The sequence below is a fragment of the Streptomyces sp. MCA2 genome, assembly GCF_023544705.1.
Classification (GTDB): Bacteria; Actinomycetota; Actinomycetes; order Streptomycetales; family Streptomycetaceae; genus Streptomyces; species Streptomyces decoyicus.
Map to the genome: position 1 here is coordinate 120,015 of NZ_JAMJFM010000017.1, position 17,076 is coordinate 137,090.

The following is a 17,076-nucleotide window of genomic DNA, read 5'->3' on the forward strand; positions in this document are numbered from 1 at the left end:
GTGCAGTCCCGCACTCAGGGGGCAGGATCAGGTGTATGAAGATTCTTGTGCTTGGCGGGACGTGGTTCCTGGGACGTGCTGTTGCACAGGCCGCACTCGATCGTGGGTGGACCGTGTCGGCGTTCAACAGGGGGAGGTCTGGTGAGGCTCCTACAGGAACGCGCGCCATCCGCGGGGACCGTACATCAGTCAAGGACTTGAGCAACCTGGCTCAGCACGGTCCTTGGGATGCTGTCATCGACACCTCTGCATCCGAGCTAGCGCCCCGTGACGTGCTTGCCGGAGCCCAGGCGCTGGAGCCCGTTGCTGGCAAGTACGTATACGTCTCTACGGTCAACGCATACCGGGGGTGGCCGAACGAGCCGTTGACGGAGTCCTCCGAAGTTCTCGATGGGCCTGCTGACGCCGATGCGGACTACGGCCGCCTGCCCCCGAACTGGGATGGGCCCGACTGGTTCTACGGGCGACAGAAGGCCGGTGCTGAGAGAGCTTCCCTGGCAGCCTTCGGCGAGAAGCGGGTGTCCATTCTCCGTCCTGGAGTGATATTGGGGCCAGGGGAATACGTGGGTCGTCTTCCCTGGTGGCTACGGCGTGCTGCAAGGGGCGGGGAAGTCCTTGCGCCCGGTGAGCCCGGCAAGACGATCCAACCTGTGGATGTCCGCGATGTAGCCGCATTCGCACTCGACCAAGCGGCTTCTTCGTACGGCGGTAGGTTCAACGTGACCGCCCCTATCGGTCATGAAACGATGAACGATTTTCTCACAGCCTGTCTCGAAGTGACCGGGGGACGTGGTCGCCTCGTCTGGGCACCCAACGACATTCTGATTGCACACGGCGTGGAGCAGTGGACCGAGTTGCCACTCTGGCGCACCCACGCTGGCGTTTGGAGCATCGACTCCGCGGGAGCGCAGGCTGCCGGCCTCCGTTGTCGCCCTCTAGCCGAGACGGTTTCTGCCACGTGGGAGTGGCTGCAAGCCGGCGGCGTGCCGGTGGAGCACCCCCGCTGGTCCGAGCATGGAATCTCAGCACAGCGGGAGGCGAAAATTCTGGCGAAGCTGACTGCCTGATGTTCAGCTCTCTATGGCCAGTGGCGCCGTGGTTCCGAGTGTCTGTGCCGTGGCCGCAGCACTGAATTCTTCGATACGCTCGCCAAGCGTGGCTGCTTCGGTGGCACCACTAAACGTGGGGGTGCACAGCATCGACCGTACTGCGACAAGGCGTTCCAGCGTTCCGGCGCCTCGCCACTCAGTGGGCACTGAGAAGACAGGTTCCAGGGCGTCATGGACTCCATCGAGTTCTCCGCGCAGCAACCGGGCTCGGGCAAGGTCGACCGAAGCCTGAGTCGAGATAAGCACCGGTCGCTGATTCGCGGGTTTGGTGCTCAGGAGACGCAGGGCACTGTCTGCTGCTGTTTCGGCACCCTCAGCATCACGCAGTAGCAGGTATGTCGTGGCATTGCTCATAGCCACGCGATCAGCCGGGAAGCCGAACTCGCCCCCGACATCGTCATGCAGCTCGTCCCGGGTACTGGTGCCCTGGCCCAGAGCGTTACGAACCGCTCGCTCCGCTGCAGGATGGTTCCCCAGGTGCCCGTAAGCGCGACCTTCGATGACGTACAGGCGCGTTAGGGCAGTGTCGCCTAGCCCCCCGAACTGCTGGGCTGTGTGCACCAGCCGGAGGGCCTCTGACGGGCGGCCACCCCAGTACGCCAGGAAAGCGAGTGCGCCGTGAGCGTACGCCTGTAGAGGGCCATGCTCAATGACCTGCCCGTACAGCGCCGCGGTACGCGAGAGCGATACGGCTGCCGGGAGAGAGCCCAGGTCGAAGGTGATTGCAGAGAGAAGGGCGGCAGACTGGCCGGCCGCAAGATACCCACGGGTCCTCTGGCGCGGCACCTGTGTCCTTTCCAGCAGAGACTGGGCTATGCCGAGGAGTTCTTTGGCACGGCGGTATACCTCGATCGGAGATGTGCGGTTGTATTCCCTCGCCAGCGCGACGATGTCGTCATCCAACTGATCGAGCGTCATGTCCGGAACGTTGAGCGCGGCAGCATCGCCAGCATGTGCGGCTGCATCCCGAGCAGTCATCGCAAGTTCGCTTTCGTTGAGCGGCAGTACGTGGTTCAGTGACGAAGTTGGGGGCAGTTCCGTCGGTGGGCTTAGAAGATTCCGCGAGCTGTGCCCGAACATGTGCTCCAGCACCTGAGGCGCTGGCTGATTCGGCAAGCCCTTGACGCGGCCAGCAGTCCATCGGCGGAACGTCTGCTCTTCCACCGTCGCGGTAGTGGATGACACACCGGCTTCAGCCGCTACCTCTCGGGCGGCCTTCTCATAGGCCCGTCTGAACTCGTCGTAGGTCCATTCCAGCTCCTGAACCAGCACTTGGAGCAATGTCCGCGCCTTCATGGCCGGTGCGTCCTTTCCAACGACCTGTTCCGGGTCGGGGCTGCCCGGAGCCGTCCCCACACCCCACTATTGCCCAACCTCACCTGTGTCCAGCGGCATTGAACGGAGGTGATGCCCAGATGACATGTCGGTGATACCCCGGTCACCCACCCGAACATGAGGTGGCACTCGTCATGACATGGCGCAGCTCTCCCAGCAGCGAAATTCTTGATCCCCCTTCGCCGCCCAGCAATTTCGCATCGCGATCGAGGCGGCGTAGGTCGATCCACCAGGGATTCGATGCTAGGCCGATGGAGGAAGCCATGCCGCTCATGGCAGAGACAGGCGCGCAGCAGTACAGACAAGAACTGACCGTCGACCCGCAGAGCCTCGGACACGTACGAGGTACCGTCCTTGCATACGTGCGGGGTTGCGGATGGGGCGAGTTGGACGACGCGGCCTCGTTGTGCGTCACGGAGCTGCTCTCCAACGTTTGGAAGCATGCGGATTCCGACGAGTGCGTTCTTCTCATCCAGCCGTCCATGTGCACTCTGCGGATCGTCGTCAGCGACAGCAGCCCGCAGTCGCCTGTTGTTCGGGCTGTGGATGCGTGTTCCGAGAGCGGTCGGGGGTTGTTGCTCGTCAGCCGCACCGCCGATGCCTGGGGTGTGAACAGCGCCGGTGCCGGCACCGGTAAAGACGTCTGGGTCGAATTCCGGCCGCAGTCCAAGCGAGCGGCAGCGTGACCCCCACGCAGCGCCCTCTGGCCCAGGAGAGAAGTGCCGTGAATCGCCTGGTGCGGCCCCTCATGACGGTGCTGCGACGGAAGGTTCGTTGCTCTTCCGTCCAATCGCCCACAGCTAGCGCGGCAGAGACGGTGGCGCTCGTCCTCATCGATTCGGTGCCGCTCCCAGCGTCCCAGACGGATGTCGACGACCTGGTGGAACGGTTGCAGGCCCATATCGTCGCGTTGACCGGTCTGCTGGTTCCTGAGGGGTTGGGCAGTGGACCCGAGAAGCTGCGCCGCTTGTTGGTCCAAGCCGACGACCGGCGGCGCCGAGAGGTGCCGCAGGACTACGTCCGGTCATGCATCCATCTCGTGCGCCTGGCTGAGATCGTCCAGTGCCTCCTGGTCTGGGCAGCGGCCGACGACCGGCCGTTCGCCGGACCCGCTGTCCGCCGCCCCTTGTACCTGGAACGGCCCGGGGTGGTCAGCCAGTGGGCGAGCCTCCTGCGGGGAAGCACGTCACGCGGTGTGAGGCGGGTATGTCACCGATGATCGCTGTCGCGGACGCTGCTTCCGCAGTGCGCGACGTCACTGCAGTCACGACGTACGCGTGGTGGGTGCAGCTGGCCGAGAAGCCGCTCCCGGAGCCGCTGGCTCAACTGGAATGGGACGTCTTGCCGCTTGGCTTGCAGCCTGGGCTTCCGGCCTTGGAGACCCTTCTCTATGAGGGCGAGTCCGTGGGGCCGGTCCTGTGCTGTCCGCGGCACCGACGGCTCTACGTGCCGGTGGCCGCGGAGTGCCGACGCAGTCTGGATGGCGAGCGGCTGGGTGTTCGGGGGCGGGATCTTTCCTGCCCGTTCGACCAACGGCACCGCGGTGGCTGCGATGGCCGACTGTGGCTGCTCCCGTCCGATCCGCGGCACCTCACCGACCTTGTTGCGTTGACGGACCAAATGTTTCGCGTCCGGTCTGGTCGTTCGTTGACTGCGGCGGCATGCGCCTGACCGTGCCCGCGGTCGTGGTGCTGGGAGTGCTGATGGTGGTGCTTATCCGCGGCCAGAGGCTGCGGGGCGGGCCAGCAGCTGTAGCCGTGGTGTTCGGCTTTGAGCTGGCGCATGGCCAGGCCGCTCCGGCCATCACCGAGATGTGTCGCCTCGTCGCCCAACTCGTCGGCCGCCTTCACCTCTAGTCCCGGCACGACCTGTTCCTGCCGTTCCCCCCTTTCGCTACGAGGACTTGTGACTCCGATACCTCCGATGGATCAGGCCAGCCGGCCGCGCCACCGACGGGCGCCCCAGATGACGTTGGGGCGCAGCGTGCTGGTGGTCGCGCTGGTCGCTGCCGCCTCCGCTGCCGCCGTGATGCTGTCTTCGCCGCCCGGCCGTGCGGCCGTTGCCTGGTGCACTGCCGTCTCCACCGTGCTGGTGGCAGCAGGACTGGCGGAGACGCAGCACCGGCTCCGCTCGCTCGGCCGCGAGCGTGATGCGGCGTGGGAGCGGGTGCGTCGCGCCGAGTTCGACCAAGGGCGATCGCAAGATGAGCTACGCCGTCTCCAGGCCGACATCGAGAGTGCGGAACGCATGCTGCCTTTGGCGGTGGACCAGTTGCGGGAGCGCGCATCGGCCGCCACCGTGCTGGCGCGACTCGGCGAGCAGGGTCTGCTGCCCACAGACGAAACGCTTCGGAGTGTCATCCACAAGACGGTGCACACGCTCCACCAGGAGCACCGGCGGCTGACGTCCGCGATGGTCATGGTGCAGGGCTGTGCGCAGCGCCTTCATGCTGCGCTCACCGACCACCTTCGGGAGATCGATGAGCGTAAGAGGCCCTACTGGGAGTGCGGTTCCGCGCCGATTCGCCGGGGAGACGTGCGCGCGGACTTCGAAGCGTTTGATGCGGGGCTGTCGAGTACGGGGCTGCTGACCCAGCGGCTGCTGGCTCTGTCCGGAGCCCGCCGGGCAGGGCGTCCGTGGGCGAAGCCGGTCTCGCTGGAGCGCGTCGTGCGGGCAGCGATAGGTGCCTGCCAACACCACCCGCGAGTTGAGCTGGCACTGCCCCAGGTGCCCGTCGCGGTCGCCGGGCCGGCCGTCACTGCCACGATCCACGGACTGGCGGAACTGGTCGACAACGCTCTGCGGTTCAGCCCACCGACGACGCGGGTGCGGGTGTCGGGCGAGGACGCCGTCTCGGCGATGGTCCTGCACGTAGACGACAGCGGCCTGGCCATGGGCGAAGAGACCCTGCGCCGTGCACGCGAGACCGTCGACTTCGAGCAGCCGCTGGACATCACCAAGCTCTCCGGAAGTCGGCTGGGCCTTGCCGCCGCACGCCTCTCCGCCGAACGCTTCGGCTTGAGGATCGCTTTCTGCCACTCAGCCACTGGCGGCACCCGAGCCAGCATCGTGCTACCTCGCCAGTGGCTCACCCACGACACGCCAACACCCCCCGCAGCCAGCCATGCTCCGGCCCTTGTGCAGGGCGACGGGCCGCCACCGGTCCGTGAGGCGCAGCCACCACCGGACCACTCGGCCGCCGCACCGCAGCCGCCGCGGAGCACTGCGCATCTGCCGCGCCGGATCCCCGGCGCCACGCGGTCGAGCCCGGCCGAGCCTGCACCACCGCCGACGCGAAGCGCACTGGAGACCGGCAAGCGCCTGTCCGCCTTCCGCCGAGCCACCCGCCCGCCGACACCCGCCGCACCGACCCTGGAGGATCACGGTGAGTACTGACCTTTCCTGGCTGCTCGACCAGCTCTGCCGCGACACTGCTGGCGTACGCCACGCCCTGCTCCTGTCCAGCGACGGCCTGAAACTCGCCTACGACAAGAGCCTCGACCTCGACTCCGCCGACATTCTCTCCGCGATCTGCTCCAGTCTGCGCGCCATCTCCAACGAGCTGGACAAGGCGTTCAAGGCCGGGGGCCCGGCACTGACGATCACCATCGACACACCCCGCGCCCAGCTTCTGGTAGTCGGCGCCGGGACAGGCGGCGTCCTCGCCACTGTGGCCGAGAGTGAGGCTGACCCCGGCATTGTCGGCACCGCGATGGCCCAGCTGGTGGAGCGCGTCGCGGACCACCTGAGCGTCCCGCCGCGGTCACCCCGGGCTCCGTCGTGAGCGACGACTGGGACGTGCCGGACCGGTCGTTCGTCGTCCTGGGCGGACGTACTGCCTCCGCCCACGCACTTGACGCGGTGTCCCTGATCGTCACCGAGCGGGACGACACCGCCAGCCTCGGGCTGGAGGAGGCGGCCATCGTGCGGATGTGCGCCTCGCCGACCGGGGTCGTGGAAAACGCCAGCCGCCTGCGGCTGCCCGTGGGGATGGCCCAGGTCCTCATCTCCGGCCTCCTCGACCAGAACCGCGTCACCGCCCGACACCCACATCCCACCTCAGCCTCGCCACACGATGCTGCTCTTTTGAGGAAGGTCCTCGTTGGACTCCACCACCTGTGAAGCCACGCCGGTGCCACTCCCGCAGACCGCCAGCCGCGGGGTGAAGATCGCCGTGGCCGGCGGCTTCGGAGCCGGGAAGACAACCTTCGTCGGCGCCGTCAGCGAGATCAGTCCGATGCGCACCGAGGCGGAGATGACCGCCGCGAGCATCGGCACCGACGACCTGTCCGCCACACCGTCGAAGCGCACGACGACGGTCGGCTTCGACTTCGGCCGGGCCGCGCTCAGCCCGTCCATGGTCCTGTATCTCTTCGGTGCTCCCGGCCAGGACCGCTTCAAGTTCGTGTGGGACACGGTGCTCAACGGTGCCCTGGGCGCGGTGGTGCTGGTCGACACCCGCCGGGTGGAGGACTCCTTCCCGTCCCTGGACCGGGTCGAGGACGAGCACCTGCCCTATGTGGTGGCCCACAACGTCTTCGACCGAGAGGACCGGGTGCACAGCCTGGAAGACATCCGCGAAGCGCTGCAGATGGCCCCTGGAGTGCCGGTGATGCGCTGCGACGCCCGCGACCGGCAATCGGTGCGCGGCGTACTGATCGCCCTCGTCGAGCACGTGATGCGTCTCGCCGATCCGCGGGAAGGACGGGCATGACCAGCCCGCAGAAGGGGCTCGTGGAGCTGCCCGACAGCCACCGCGGTGCGGTCGTGCTGGGCGACCCCGGCTACCACCGCGACCCCGCCGAAGCCTTCGCACGGCTGAGGCGCACCTACGGTCCGGTGGCACCGGTACTGCTGGAGGGGCAGGTACCGGCCTGGCTGGTGCTCGGGCACCGCGAGCTGATCCAAGTCACCACCGATACCGCGCTGTTCGCACGCAACGGCGGCCGATGGCGGCTGCGCGAGCAGATCCCTGCCGACTGGCCGGTGTGGCCGATGGTCGGCGGCGGTCCGGCAGGTGAGTCTCTCCTCTATACCGAAGGGCCCGAGCACCGGCAGCGCGCCGGAGCGGTCAGCCGTGCTCTCGCCGGCATCGACCCGATCGAGTTCCGCGCCCAGTGCGAGTCGCGGTCCGAAGACCTGGCCGAGTCTTTCGCGCACAGCGGGCGAGCCGAGCTGATGGCCCACTACGCCTTGCTGCTGCCGGTTATGGTGATGGGCTGGGCTCTGGGAGTACCGGCCAAAGAGAACAGGGCCCTCGTGGCGGCGTTCACCGACCAGCTCGCCGGCGGCGACCGCGCCCTGTCCGGTCACCAGCACATCCGCCGCACCATGCAAGCGCTCGTCCGGCGGGTCCGCGAGCACCCCGGTGCCGATGTCGCCTCGCGGCTGGCAGCCGACCCCATCGGTCTGAGCGACGAGCAGCTCTGCCAGGACCTGATCGTCACCATCCTGGCCGGTCACCAGACCACCGCGTACTGGATGGGCAACGCCGTCCACCGGATGCTCACCGACCGCCGCCACACAGACGCATTCGTCCGTGGGCGTCTGGCCGTCAGCCAGGCCCTGCGCGAGGTCCTGTGGGACGACACCCCCACCCAGGTTTTCGCCGGGCGCTGGACCAGTCGCCCCGCGCACCTGGGTCAAGTCATCATCCCGGCCGGCGACCTGGTCCTGCTGGGGCTGGCCGCCGCGAACACCGACCCCCACCTCCGGCCCGAACCGGGCGCCGGCCTGCACGGTAGTCGGGCCTACCTGTCCTACTCCCACGGCCCGCACAGCTGCCCCGACCCGGCCGGGGACCTGGCGGAGACGATCGTCACCGCCGGAATCGAGGTTCTCCTCGACCGGCTCCCCGACCTGCACCTGGCCTGCCCGCCCGAACAGGTCCGCTGGCAACCCAGCGTATGGATGCGCGGCCTGGAATCCCTCCCAGTCAACTTCACCCCCACCCCGCCGACCGCCCGCTACGCCGGAGGCACTCCGTGGATCTGACCCACCCGACCCCTGTCGCCGAGTCTTCGCTGCCGGAGCTGTCGCTGTCGCGTCCGGTGCACCGGCTCGACCCGCACAGCCTCGACCTTCACTACGACGCCGCCGTCATGCGCAAGGCTGGCGCGGTCGTGCCGGTCCAGCTGCCCGGCGGTGTGCCGGTGTGGGCCGTCACCCGTGACGCCACCGCCCGTGCCGTACTGCGTAACACCGACATCTTCCGCAAGGCCCCCCGGCATTGGGATGCCCTCCAGCGCGGCCAGGTCCCTGCCGACTGGCCTTTGATCGGTCTTGCCGCACCGGCCGGGCGCAGCATGGTGACCACCGACGGTGTCGACCACTGGCGCCTGCGCGGCCCGCTGGCGACCGTGTTCACCGAGACGCGGGTACGGGCTCTGCGGACGAGCATCGACATCATCACCACGAAGCTGCTGGCTAATCTCGCCGATGCCGCCACCGTCGCCGACGACGGGATCGTCGACTTCCGCCAGCTCGTGGCCTGGCCGCTGCCGATGACCGTCATCAGTCTGCTGCTGGGCCTGCCGGAGTCCGAACACGACGCCCTGCGAAGTAACTACGAGCTTTTCTTCGACGACACCCGTGATCCGACGGCTGCGCTCGCGGCCATCGAGGGCATCATCACCCGCCACCTCGACGCCAAGCGGCGTCATCCCGGGGACGACCTCACCAGCGCCCTGCTCCAGCTCCCGGACGACGAGCAGCTGACGACGGAGGAACTCGTCGCCACCGTGCAGGTCCTCATCGCCGCCGGCCACGAGACCACCGTCCACCTCCTCGTCAACGGGGTCCTGGCTCTCACGAGCCACAGGGACCAGCTCGACCTGCTCCTCCAGGGCGAGGTCGCCTGGGATCGTGCGGTCGAGGAGATCCTGCGGTGGCAGCCCCCCACTATGAACTTCCTGATGCGCTTCGCCACCCGGGACAGCGTCCTCGGCGACACGCTCATCCGCGCCGGCGAGCCGGTAATGATCTGCTATGGCGCCATGGGCCGTGATCCCGACCGCTACGGCCCCACCGCAGACGACTTCGAAATCACCCGTGCCGCCGGCCACACCTCCTTTGGCCACGGACCGCACGCCTGCATCGGCGCACCCCTCGCCCGCCTCGAAGGTCGGATTGCGCTCAAAGCCCTCTTCAGCCGGTGGCCCGACCTCGCCCCGGCCGCGCCGGCGCCGCGCGCCCCCTCGGTCCTGATGAACGCCCACACCAGCCTTCCCCTCCGCCTGCGCCCCTCCCACCAGCACCATGAGGCCGGAGCGGCCACATGACAACCGCGACCACCGACCACGCCACAGCCCAGTCGCTCGACCCACGTCAACTTCGGGACGATCTCCTCGTCCTGCGCCGTGTCAGCGGCAACAGGATGCAGGCCGCTCCTGCGTGTGTTGCCCGCAACTGCGACATGGTCCGGCTCATCGCCCGTCACTGGGCTCCCTTCGGCCACACCCGTCGCGCCGCCGCCACCGGCTCCGCTGCCGAGGAACAGCGGTGGGACATCCTGCTGGCGCGTGCCGACCCCGAGCGGTCCGTGGAGCAGTGCTACGCCGACGTGGTGGCGTATGCGTATGCCGTCCGGGAGTTCGTGCAAGCACTGCACGAAGCCATCCGGCCGGGCACGACGGTGCCCGAGGTCGCCCGGTCGATCACGGCAGCGGTGGCCAGGGGAGACCTCCCCGTTGGATTTGAACTGCGGGTGAAACAGGTGGCCGCTGCACTGCGGGCACCTGCTGAAACGGTCCGCGCCGCAATGAGCAGTCTCGTCGACAGCAACCGCCTGGAGAGGCGAAGCCGACGGATCTTCCCGGCAGGGAGTCTGGAGATGCACGACGCGCTGGCCACCCACATTGCCGACCGGCTGCGCGCCCAGATAGCCGCCGGCGTCTACGCCCGCGGCAGCCGGCTGCCCAGCGCGAAGTTCCTGGCCCCCACGGTATGCAGCGACTCCGCGCCCGTTGGGCGGGCGCTGCGAATCCTGGACGCCGAAGGCACGGTGCACATCGGACCGCGCGGCACCAAGGTGTCGCAACCCGCCCGTCCGACTCCTCGCCCTGCTCCCACCGCGCCCCATCACGACGAGAAGAACCCCCGTTTCAGCCGGGACACGATCGTGGCCACCTGTCGTGCTGCTCATGAGCAGTGGCGCCGTCGCGGCCCGGCTCCGGCCGAGGTGCTGCACGGACGGTGGCAGGACCTGCGCTCCATGGCCGGCCAACTGCTGGCGGCAGCCCCGGCTCCGGCCCCTGACGTCACGCAGGAGCTGGCATCCCTTGCCCGAGCCGCGGAGCTTGCGTCCGCCCCTCTGCCGGACGAGCCCTGGCTCCAGCAGTGGCACACCGCCTGCCTGGCCAAGTCCATCAGCGACATCCTCCCCCTGATTCCCAAGGAGCCTCGATGACAGCCGACGCGATCCAGCCCGACGCCTATCCGCCTCTCGCCGCTGCCGGGCCGTTGCCCGAGACGGCCGAGGTGATGCGCGACCTTGGCTGCGTCGAGGTGCCTCACACCAGCGACCCCTTTGCGCACTACCTCGGCGATCTCCTGCACTGAGCGACGACCTCCGCACTACGGCGCACCCCCGCGTGCCCCCAACACGCTCGCCACCCGCACCACCGCCTCAAAGGGACGCCTGTGACCACAGACCGGTACACCACAGCGACAGCAACGCCCACCCAGCACGGCACGACACAGATCGAGACCGTCCTGGCCAGACTGGTCCCCCGCTGCATCCGCCCCCGAAGTCCACCGCCGAACTCCAGGCGCTGCGCGAAGCCGGCCTTGCCTCGGCCATCAGCCGCACGCCGCGCCCCCGCATCGGCATCTACACCCTGGTGCAGGCGCACCAGGACCCTGCCCTGCGGCTGGCCGTAGCCCGCGGCGTGGCTCTTCGGGCGGGCTGGCTCCTGGAGCGGGCTCCGGCCGTGGACATCACGGGGATGACCGATCCGTTCACTCGACCTCAGCTGGCCCGCCTGCTGGATGCCCTCGACCGCGACCGCATCGACGGCATCGCCGCGATGTCCCGGACCGACTTCTCCGACCGCAACGGCGATTACGAGGACGTCCTCCGGCGGATCCACGCCCGTCGCGGCTTCCTCGCCCTCGCTACCACCGAGACGGACATCTGACCCCGCAATCCCCGCCCGCCCACCGCCTTCTTCCGGCACTCCCTGGACGGGGGGCGGTGCACCAGGCCGGGCGCCTGACCTCATCTGCCCGAATCCACGAAAGGATCACTGATCGTATGGGCCGGACCATCACCCTGCTCTGCTGGAACTTCGAGGCCAACGGCGGCGCTGACTCCAACAAGCGTAAGGAGGCCAACCAGCTCCTCGCTTCCCTCCACCCGGACCTGCTCTTTCGGCAGGAGATGTGGGGTGCCGATGCCAAGGGCAAGGCCGTGATGGAGTCCATGGAGGAGGACTTGGCGCTGCGTGGCTGGCTCGGGCCCTCCTCCCATACCGCCCTTTTTGCCTCTACATCTCTGTTCAGCCCCGTGTGTGGATGGCCGGACAGGGATGAAGAGACCATCTGGAAGATGCCACCGACCGTCAGGGGCCTGCGATTCCGTCCCGCAGGTCCTGACGCGGTACCCCTGGTCTGCGCCTCCTACCACCACAACTACGCCTCCTCGACGCAACGGCACGCCGAAGCGGACTGGGCGACCACCTTCGCCGACAAGACGTGGACCACCCCTACCGGGATGGACGTCAAACTGCCCGTGCTGATGGGCGGAGACCACAACAGCTACCCCGTCCCCGGCGCGGACGGGGACCTTCCGCTGCCGGTCCTGGACGAGATCCGCGACCGGCGACACCGGGTCCATCGCTCCTGTATCGGTCCCGACGGGACCAGGCGGATGTGCACCTGCCCGGATGAGACCCTGCGCACCGCGGGGCTGGAAGACGTGGCACGCCACGTCGCCTCTCGAAGCGACAACACCCGCTCCCTGGCCCGAACCGTCACCGGCTGTGAGACGCACGGGCCAGACGCGCGCATCGACCGTATCTACGCCTCGGAAGTTCTACTGCCCGCGGTGTCAGATGTCGACGTGATCGAGGTTCCGCTGGACATGTCGGATCACCACATCGTCCGTGCCCGACTCGACGGAGACCGGCTCGCGGACATCCTCCTCCAAGACGCAGGCGTCGCATGACGGCAGTCAAAGGCCCGCCGTCGCTGCCGGCGTAATCGGCGCCTCGACTCCTCGACGTGCCGTCGGAAGGTCGGCACTCGCGAGGGACCAGACCGGCACCCCTACCCCTGGGTGCCCGGCGCTGCTGGCCGGCCCGCCACTACCTGCCCTGAAGCAGGTCGGCCAGCAGCGACAACACACATAACGGCGTAACCACACCCCCGATTCTGGAGTTATCCGATGTGCCAGCATCAGCCCCCGTGCCCCTCGCCCGACGCTACTGATCGGGAGGCCGCACACCTGGTGGCGCACCACCCAGAACAGGGCTGGAGCCTGCTGTGCAACGGCGTCCTGCTCTTCGAGGACACCGGTGAACTGCTGCCGGACGGACAGATCATCGCCCCGGTGATGCGTCGTGCGCAGCGGGCAGCGGCCTGATGCCCACGAGCGTAGCGAAGGTCATCCTCGCGCCCAGGGAGCGGCAGGTCCTCGATGGTCTGGCCGACGGCAGCATGCTCGCCGCGGTTGCGCTGTGCCTCCAGATCCGGGAGGGCACAGCTTCGGGTTACCTCAAGCTCGCCAAGTGGAAGCTGTACGGCGTGAGCGAGTCGGCTGCTGCACTCGCCGTCGCCTACGCCACCAAGGCCATCGACCAGCCTCAGCTGTTGGATCCCGAGTTGCTGTACCTGTCCCGCGAACAGCGTGCACTCGTGCCCCTCATCGCCCAAGAGAACACGGCGGCGCAGATCTCCACAGCTTTGAAGCCGGAGGTCGGCATCATCCGCCGGGATGGCCGCGAGCTGCTGATGAACCTGCGCGCGCGGAACCGCGCTCACGCCATCACGCGGGCGTGGCAGTACCAAATCCTCACCGCTGGTCAGGTGATCGAATGGCTGCGCTGACCTCAGTGCTAGGCCGCCATTTCCTGCCGTATCCGGTCGAGCGCCTGAACCGCCTGGCCGCGCACGTCGCGAAGCCGGTCGCCGGCGGTCCGTACGATCCGTTGCAACTGGTGGGGCAGCCGCTGAACTACTGCCTCGGTCAACGCGGTGTTCAGCGATTCGGTCGCCCCGCCCCGGTCGTCCGCAAGGAGCCGTACGTGGGCGACAGTGATCAGTTCGATCACTCTCCATTGCGGTGCGACGGTCGTCGTCGAGCCAGGTCCATGGTCGACCAGCCGTATGGCGACGTCCGCACGCCCCGTGCTCACGAGGCCGCGCAGGCGGATCTCGTGCAGCGCGTAGGGGTTGAAGAGCGACGTGTGTCCTGCGCTTTCGATCAGACCGTCGGCTTCTTGCATCACGCTGTCGAAGAGCCGGGCATCGCCGAGTTCGCCTGCGGCTCGGGCCAACAGCGGCAGCACCTCCGCACGGGTTTCGCGGTCCGGCGCCAGGGCCGCTGCGTGGCGCAGCCGGTCCACCGCGGCGCCCCGGATGTGGGCCTTGCGCAGTTCGTTTCCGTGCATGCGCAGGGCGTAGCTGCTGAAGGCGGGATCGTTGAAGTGGGCAGCGATGCTCAGGCTCTTGGCGGTCCAGTGGGCGGCGGTGGCCAGTCGCTCCTCGGGAAGAACATTTCCGAGCGCGACACCGAGGCCGACCCGGGCGTGGGCGAGCAGGCGCAGGACCTCGCGTTCGGCATGCCCGTCTGCGAGGCGCGCTTCGAGGCGGGCGACCAGCGGCCACAGCTCGGCCACGGCTTCGGAGGCGTGACCGCTCTGGCGGGCGATCTCGGCGAGGCGGACCGTGGACTGTCCGAACTGGACCATCGCCCGATGATCGGTGTCAGCCGGATCGGTGACGCCCAGGATGTGCGGGGGCAGCCGCAGTTGCGCGGCGACGCGGCGCAGGGAGCCGACATCGCCCAGGGTCTTCTTTCGGAGTTCGAGGGCCGAGATGTAGGTCTTGTCGTAGCCGAGAAGGTTTCCCAGCTCGGTCTGGTTCAGGCCGTGGACGGTTCGGTGGAAGCGCAGAATCGCGCCGAGATCGCCGCTGTTCAGGATGGTGCGGGCCTGCGGGGTGGCCCAGTGCCACACCACATGCTGGGCCGAGGGACGGGACACCGGCAGACGCTCGGGGGCGGCCACTGCCTGTTACATCCGCCCGTACCAGGTGGCGATGGACTGCTTGTAGCCCTCGGGCATGGTGAGTCCCGGGACCTCGGCCGCGGTGAACAGTCCGATCTGCTTATGCTCGTGGCTGAGCACCGGGTCCGCTTCCGGTGTAAGGACCGTGCAGCCGTAGGTAATGATCACGACGCGTCGATCCGGGCGGATCTGCGGAAGCGGCTGGTAGATCCATGTGTCCAGCAGCGGCCCCGCCTTGACCATCCAACCGGACTCTTCCTGCAGTTCGCGCTCGACCGTGCACTCGGGGCTTGGGTCTGCTGCCTCCAGCCGACCACCAGGCAGCTCCCACTCCTCACGCTCATTCTTCAGCAGCAGCACCCGGCCGCGCACATCCAGGGCGACACCTTTGACGGAAACGGGCCAGGTGGGGGGCGTGTACGTCATGAGTTTCCTCGCAGTGCAGGGCAGTGCCGGAGTGTTCGGACCGTAGCACGGTGCGTTCAACGCTCACTGCTCTTGGGTGATTTGCCGGAGTCGACAATCAGTCGCTTTACCTTCTGCGCCTCCGATCTCGACAGTGAAGCCACTGACCGCCGACGAAGGAGTCACACGATGCGCCCCGGTGATCTGTTTGCAGCGCACTTCCTCAATCACAAAGCCCCGGGCGCATCGGCCCAGATCGCCGAGCAACTGAGCAAGGATGGCCTGGTCACTGTCGCCGGGCTCGCCACTCGCGACGCCGTACGGGCCTTCACCTCCCGCATCATGACCATCTCCGCGCACCGCGACAGTGACTCCGATGGGCTGACCACCATCCGCGACACCCCGCGCCACGCCGGCCAGCCCGGGTTCGCCGGCCTTGGCAACGGAGAGCTCGACCCGCATACGGAACGGTCCGGCCTCCCTCATCCTCCGCGTCTGATGCTGCTGGTCTGCTCCCAGCCCGCCGACCGAGGAGGCGAATGCCTGCTCACCGACGGACGTAGCGTGCACGCCGACTTGCTGCATCACAAAGGTGGTGAAGCCGCTGATGCCCTGTCCCTGCCGAGGACGGCGTACTTCGGAGCCGGAGACGGACATGCCGCCCAGGTCCTCAGCCCTCACAGCGGCGGACGGATGGCCATACGGCTGCGGTTCGATGCTCTCGCCCGATGGAGCCCCATGGTCCAGCCGCACCTGCCCGACCTCAAGGCGGCAGCTCTTCGCTACCAACAGCCCCTTCCCCTGAAGCCGGGCCAGGGATATCTCCTCGACAACGAGCGATGGCTGCACGCCCGTACAGCATTTGTCGGTGACCGCGTGCACTGGCGGGCCCTGGGCAACCCGCGCTTCGACCTCGATCACGGTTTCGCGCCTGCCCTGTACGCACCCCAGCCCCCCGCGCGCGTGGAGGCCATGTCATGAGCGTGACGCTGTCGGGGACTCAAGTCCCGAGGAATGCCGTGGGGGCTGCCCTGACCCGGGTGGTCCCCGACAAGGCCGCGATGCTGCCGCTCGTCGAGACGGTCCTCAGTTGGGACCTGAACCGCGGAAGCCTGCCGGAGGTCGACGTCAGCCTGAACCTGGTGAAGGCGTTCACCGCCTATGGACGAGTCCTCGAAGGCGAGCTCGCCGCTGTGTGCTGCCGGTTGCCGGCCGACTCGGATCTCCGCTGCGGGCCGCAGGCGACGCTCAGCGAAGCCGGCCGGCGTCTCTACATGCCGCCTCCTGGCTGTTCGGAGCGCGGGGCCGCCCACAGAGCGCAGAACCTCGCGCGCCTGATCCAAGCCTTGCTCCGTGGCACCGGCAGCGCCGCCCCTGCCCCAGCCGACGAGGGCACCGTATGAACGCGAAGCAAGAGACGCCTCAGCGCGCCGGCCTGCCCGAAGACTGGTTCCGCCGCCCCACCGAGGCCCTGTCCGTAGGCCCGTGACCACAGACCGCCCGCCCGCCGTCGGTGCGTGACGGTCCGATTGGTGGGCGGGTGCACCACCCGGCAGCCGGACCCGCGCCGGGGCTCGGTGCCGGACGAAGCGTGCGGGGAGGAGTTCCCCTCCACTGGCTCCTCCCCAGACGCCTGGCCTGAAGAGAGGAAAGAGCAGCAGCGACTTCCGGGACTGTCCTTCAGCCGAACTCCGAAGGCCGTCCTGCCGGTTCGCGCAGTTGTGCGCCAAGGCTCCTGGGCCCGGTCGGGTCCAGGCACATTGCACATTCAGCCACTACCAAGGAGGCAAGCATGACCGCCGTTCACACGGAGAAGCCGGGGCCCGTGCAGCCGACCCTCGACATCCTCGACGATGTCGACCCGTTCGGGCTCGACATCTCCTTCATCGAGGGCACGCCGGCGACCGAGACGGTCCTGATGTGCACCACGGGCGACACCTGCGGCAGCTCCTGCCCCAGCGCCTGCACCACCTCGTAAGCCGGGACAGCTCGGCAGTGCT

General features: G+C 68.1%; 22 protein-coding genes. 19 read left to right on the forward strand and 3 right to left on the reverse strand.

The window, feature by feature from the left end:
• Positions 1-35: 35 nt before the first annotated feature.
• The gene (locus M8I34_RS16745) at positions 36-1,067 is read left to right on the forward strand and encodes an NAD-dependent epimerase/dehydratase family protein (RefSeq protein WP_250050232.1); all 1,032 of its coding nucleotides are present in this window, start codon (positions 36-38) and stop codon (positions 1,065-1,067) included.
• Between the two features lie 3 nt (positions 1,068-1,070).
• On the opposite strand, the gene M8I34_RS16750 is transcribed toward M8I34_RS16745, so the two are convergent.
• Entirely contained in the window at positions 1,071-2,405 is a 1,335-nt protein-coding gene (locus M8I34_RS16750) for a hypothetical protein (RefSeq protein WP_250050233.1), read from the reverse strand.
• A 290-nt stretch (positions 2,406-2,695) separates the two neighbouring features.
• On the opposite strand from M8I34_RS16750, the gene M8I34_RS16755 reads away from it, so the two are divergent.
• From M8I34_RS16755 to M8I34_RS16825, 15 genes are all read left to right on the forward strand, one after another.
• Complete coding sequence (locus M8I34_RS16755) at positions 2,696-3,130, forward strand: ATP-binding protein (RefSeq protein ID WP_250050234.1); 435 nt, start codon at positions 2,696-2,698, stop codon at positions 3,128-3,130.
• 38 nt (positions 3,131-3,168) lie between these two features.
• Positions 3,169-3,663 carry a hypothetical protein gene (locus M8I34_RS16760; protein WP_250050235.1) on the forward strand — a complete coding sequence of 165 codons (495 nt, stop codon included), beginning with the start codon at positions 3,169-3,171 and terminating at the stop codon, positions 3,661-3,663.
• Positions 3,664-4,105: 442 nt separating this feature from the next.
• Complete coding sequence (locus tag M8I34_RS16765; protein ID WP_250050236.1) at positions 4,106-4,300, forward strand: hypothetical protein; 195 nt, start codon at positions 4,106-4,108, stop codon at positions 4,298-4,300.
• A gap of 67 nt (positions 4,301-4,367) precedes the next feature.
• Positions 4,368-5,840 carry an ATP-binding protein gene (locus M8I34_RS16770; protein WP_250050237.1) on the forward strand — a complete coding sequence of 491 codons (1,473 nt, stop codon included), beginning with the start codon at positions 4,368-4,370 and terminating at the stop codon, positions 5,838-5,840.
• Positions 5,830-6,228 (forward strand): roadblock/LC7 domain-containing protein, encoded by a 399-nt coding sequence (locus M8I34_RS16775; RefSeq protein WP_250050238.1) that lies wholly within the window; start codon positions 5,830-5,832, stop codon positions 6,226-6,228. The genes M8I34_RS16770 and M8I34_RS16775 overlap by 11 nt, the downstream gene beginning before the upstream one ends.
• Positions 6,225-6,566, forward strand: a complete 342-nt coding sequence (locus tag M8I34_RS16780; RefSeq protein ID WP_250050239.1) for a DUF742 domain-containing protein — start codon at positions 6,225-6,227, stop codon at positions 6,564-6,566. The genes M8I34_RS16775 and M8I34_RS16780 overlap by 4 nt, the downstream gene beginning before the upstream one ends.
• A complete protein-coding gene (locus M8I34_RS16785; RefSeq protein ID WP_250050240.1) occupies positions 6,547-7,158 on the forward strand; it encodes an ATP/GTP-binding protein in 612 nt (203 codons plus the stop codon). The genes M8I34_RS16780 and M8I34_RS16785 overlap by 20 nt, the downstream gene beginning before the upstream one ends.
• On the forward strand, positions 7,155-8,438 hold the full coding sequence (locus M8I34_RS16790) for a cytochrome P450 (protein WP_250050241.1): 1,284 nt from the start codon (positions 7,155-7,157) through the stop codon (positions 8,436-8,438). The genes M8I34_RS16785 and M8I34_RS16790 overlap by 4 nt, the downstream gene beginning before the upstream one ends.
• A complete protein-coding gene (locus M8I34_RS16795; protein ID WP_250050242.1) occupies positions 8,429-9,724 on the forward strand; it encodes a cytochrome P450 in 1,296 nt (431 codons plus the stop codon). Before M8I34_RS16790 ends, M8I34_RS16795 begins: the two co-directional genes overlap by 10 nt.
• A complete protein-coding gene (locus M8I34_RS16800) occupies positions 9,721-10,851 on the forward strand; it encodes a GntR family transcriptional regulator (RefSeq protein WP_250050243.1) in 1,131 nt (376 codons plus the stop codon). Before M8I34_RS16795 ends, M8I34_RS16800 begins: the two co-directional genes overlap by 4 nt.
• A complete protein-coding gene (locus M8I34_RS16805; protein WP_250050244.1) occupies positions 10,848-11,003 on the forward strand; it encodes a hypothetical protein in 156 nt (51 codons plus the stop codon). Before M8I34_RS16800 ends, M8I34_RS16805 begins: the two co-directional genes overlap by 4 nt.
• A 281-nt stretch (positions 11,004-11,284) precedes the next feature.
• Positions 11,285-11,581, forward strand: a complete 297-nt coding sequence (locus M8I34_RS16810; protein WP_250050245.1) for a hypothetical protein — start codon at positions 11,285-11,287, stop codon at positions 11,579-11,581.
• A gap of 116 nt (positions 11,582-11,697) precedes the next feature.
• Positions 11,698-12,609 (forward strand): endonuclease/exonuclease/phosphatase family protein, encoded by a 912-nt coding sequence (locus M8I34_RS16815; RefSeq protein WP_250050246.1) that lies wholly within the window; start codon positions 11,698-11,700, stop codon positions 12,607-12,609.
• A gap of 219 nt (positions 12,610-12,828) precedes the next feature.
• Complete coding sequence (locus tag M8I34_RS16820; RefSeq protein WP_250050247.1) at positions 12,829-13,026, forward strand: DUF5999 family protein; 198 nt, start codon at positions 12,829-12,831, stop codon at positions 13,024-13,026.
• Positions 13,026-13,490 carry a hypothetical protein gene (locus tag M8I34_RS16825; RefSeq protein WP_250050248.1) on the forward strand — a complete coding sequence of 155 codons (465 nt, stop codon included), beginning with the start codon at positions 13,026-13,028 and terminating at the stop codon, positions 13,488-13,490. Before M8I34_RS16820 ends, M8I34_RS16825 begins: the two co-directional genes overlap by 1 nt.
• Positions 13,491-13,498: 8 nt before the next feature.
• Here the strand turns inward: M8I34_RS16825 and M8I34_RS16830 are convergent, their stop codons facing one another.
• Positions 13,499-14,647: a helix-turn-helix domain-containing protein gene (locus M8I34_RS16830; RefSeq protein ID WP_250050249.1), complete on the reverse strand. Its 1,149-nt coding sequence runs from the start codon at positions 14,645-14,647 to the stop codon at positions 13,499-13,501.
• Between the two features lie 30 nt (positions 14,648-14,677).
• Complete coding sequence (locus M8I34_RS16835; RefSeq protein ID WP_250050250.1) at positions 14,678-15,097, reverse strand: NUDIX domain-containing protein; 420 nt, start codon at positions 15,095-15,097, stop codon at positions 14,678-14,680.
• A gap of 168 nt (positions 15,098-15,265) precedes the next feature.
• Between M8I34_RS16835 and M8I34_RS41900 the strand changes: the two genes are divergently transcribed.
• From M8I34_RS41900 to M8I34_RS16850, 3 genes are all read left to right on the forward strand, one after another.
• Complete coding sequence (locus M8I34_RS41900) at positions 15,266-16,057, forward strand: TauD/TfdA family dioxygenase (protein ID WP_374210920.1); 792 nt, start codon at positions 15,266-15,268, stop codon at positions 16,055-16,057.
• Entirely contained in the window at positions 16,054-16,479 is a 426-nt protein-coding gene (locus M8I34_RS16845; protein WP_250050252.1) for a DUF6415 family natural product biosynthesis protein, read from the forward strand. Before M8I34_RS41900 ends, M8I34_RS16845 begins: the two co-directional genes overlap by 4 nt.
• A gap of 389 nt (positions 16,480-16,868) precedes the next feature.
• A complete protein-coding gene (locus M8I34_RS16850) occupies positions 16,869-17,054 on the forward strand; it encodes an FxLD family lanthipeptide (RefSeq protein ID WP_250050253.1) in 186 nt (61 codons plus the stop codon).
• Positions 17,055-17,076 lie beyond the last annotated feature (22 nt).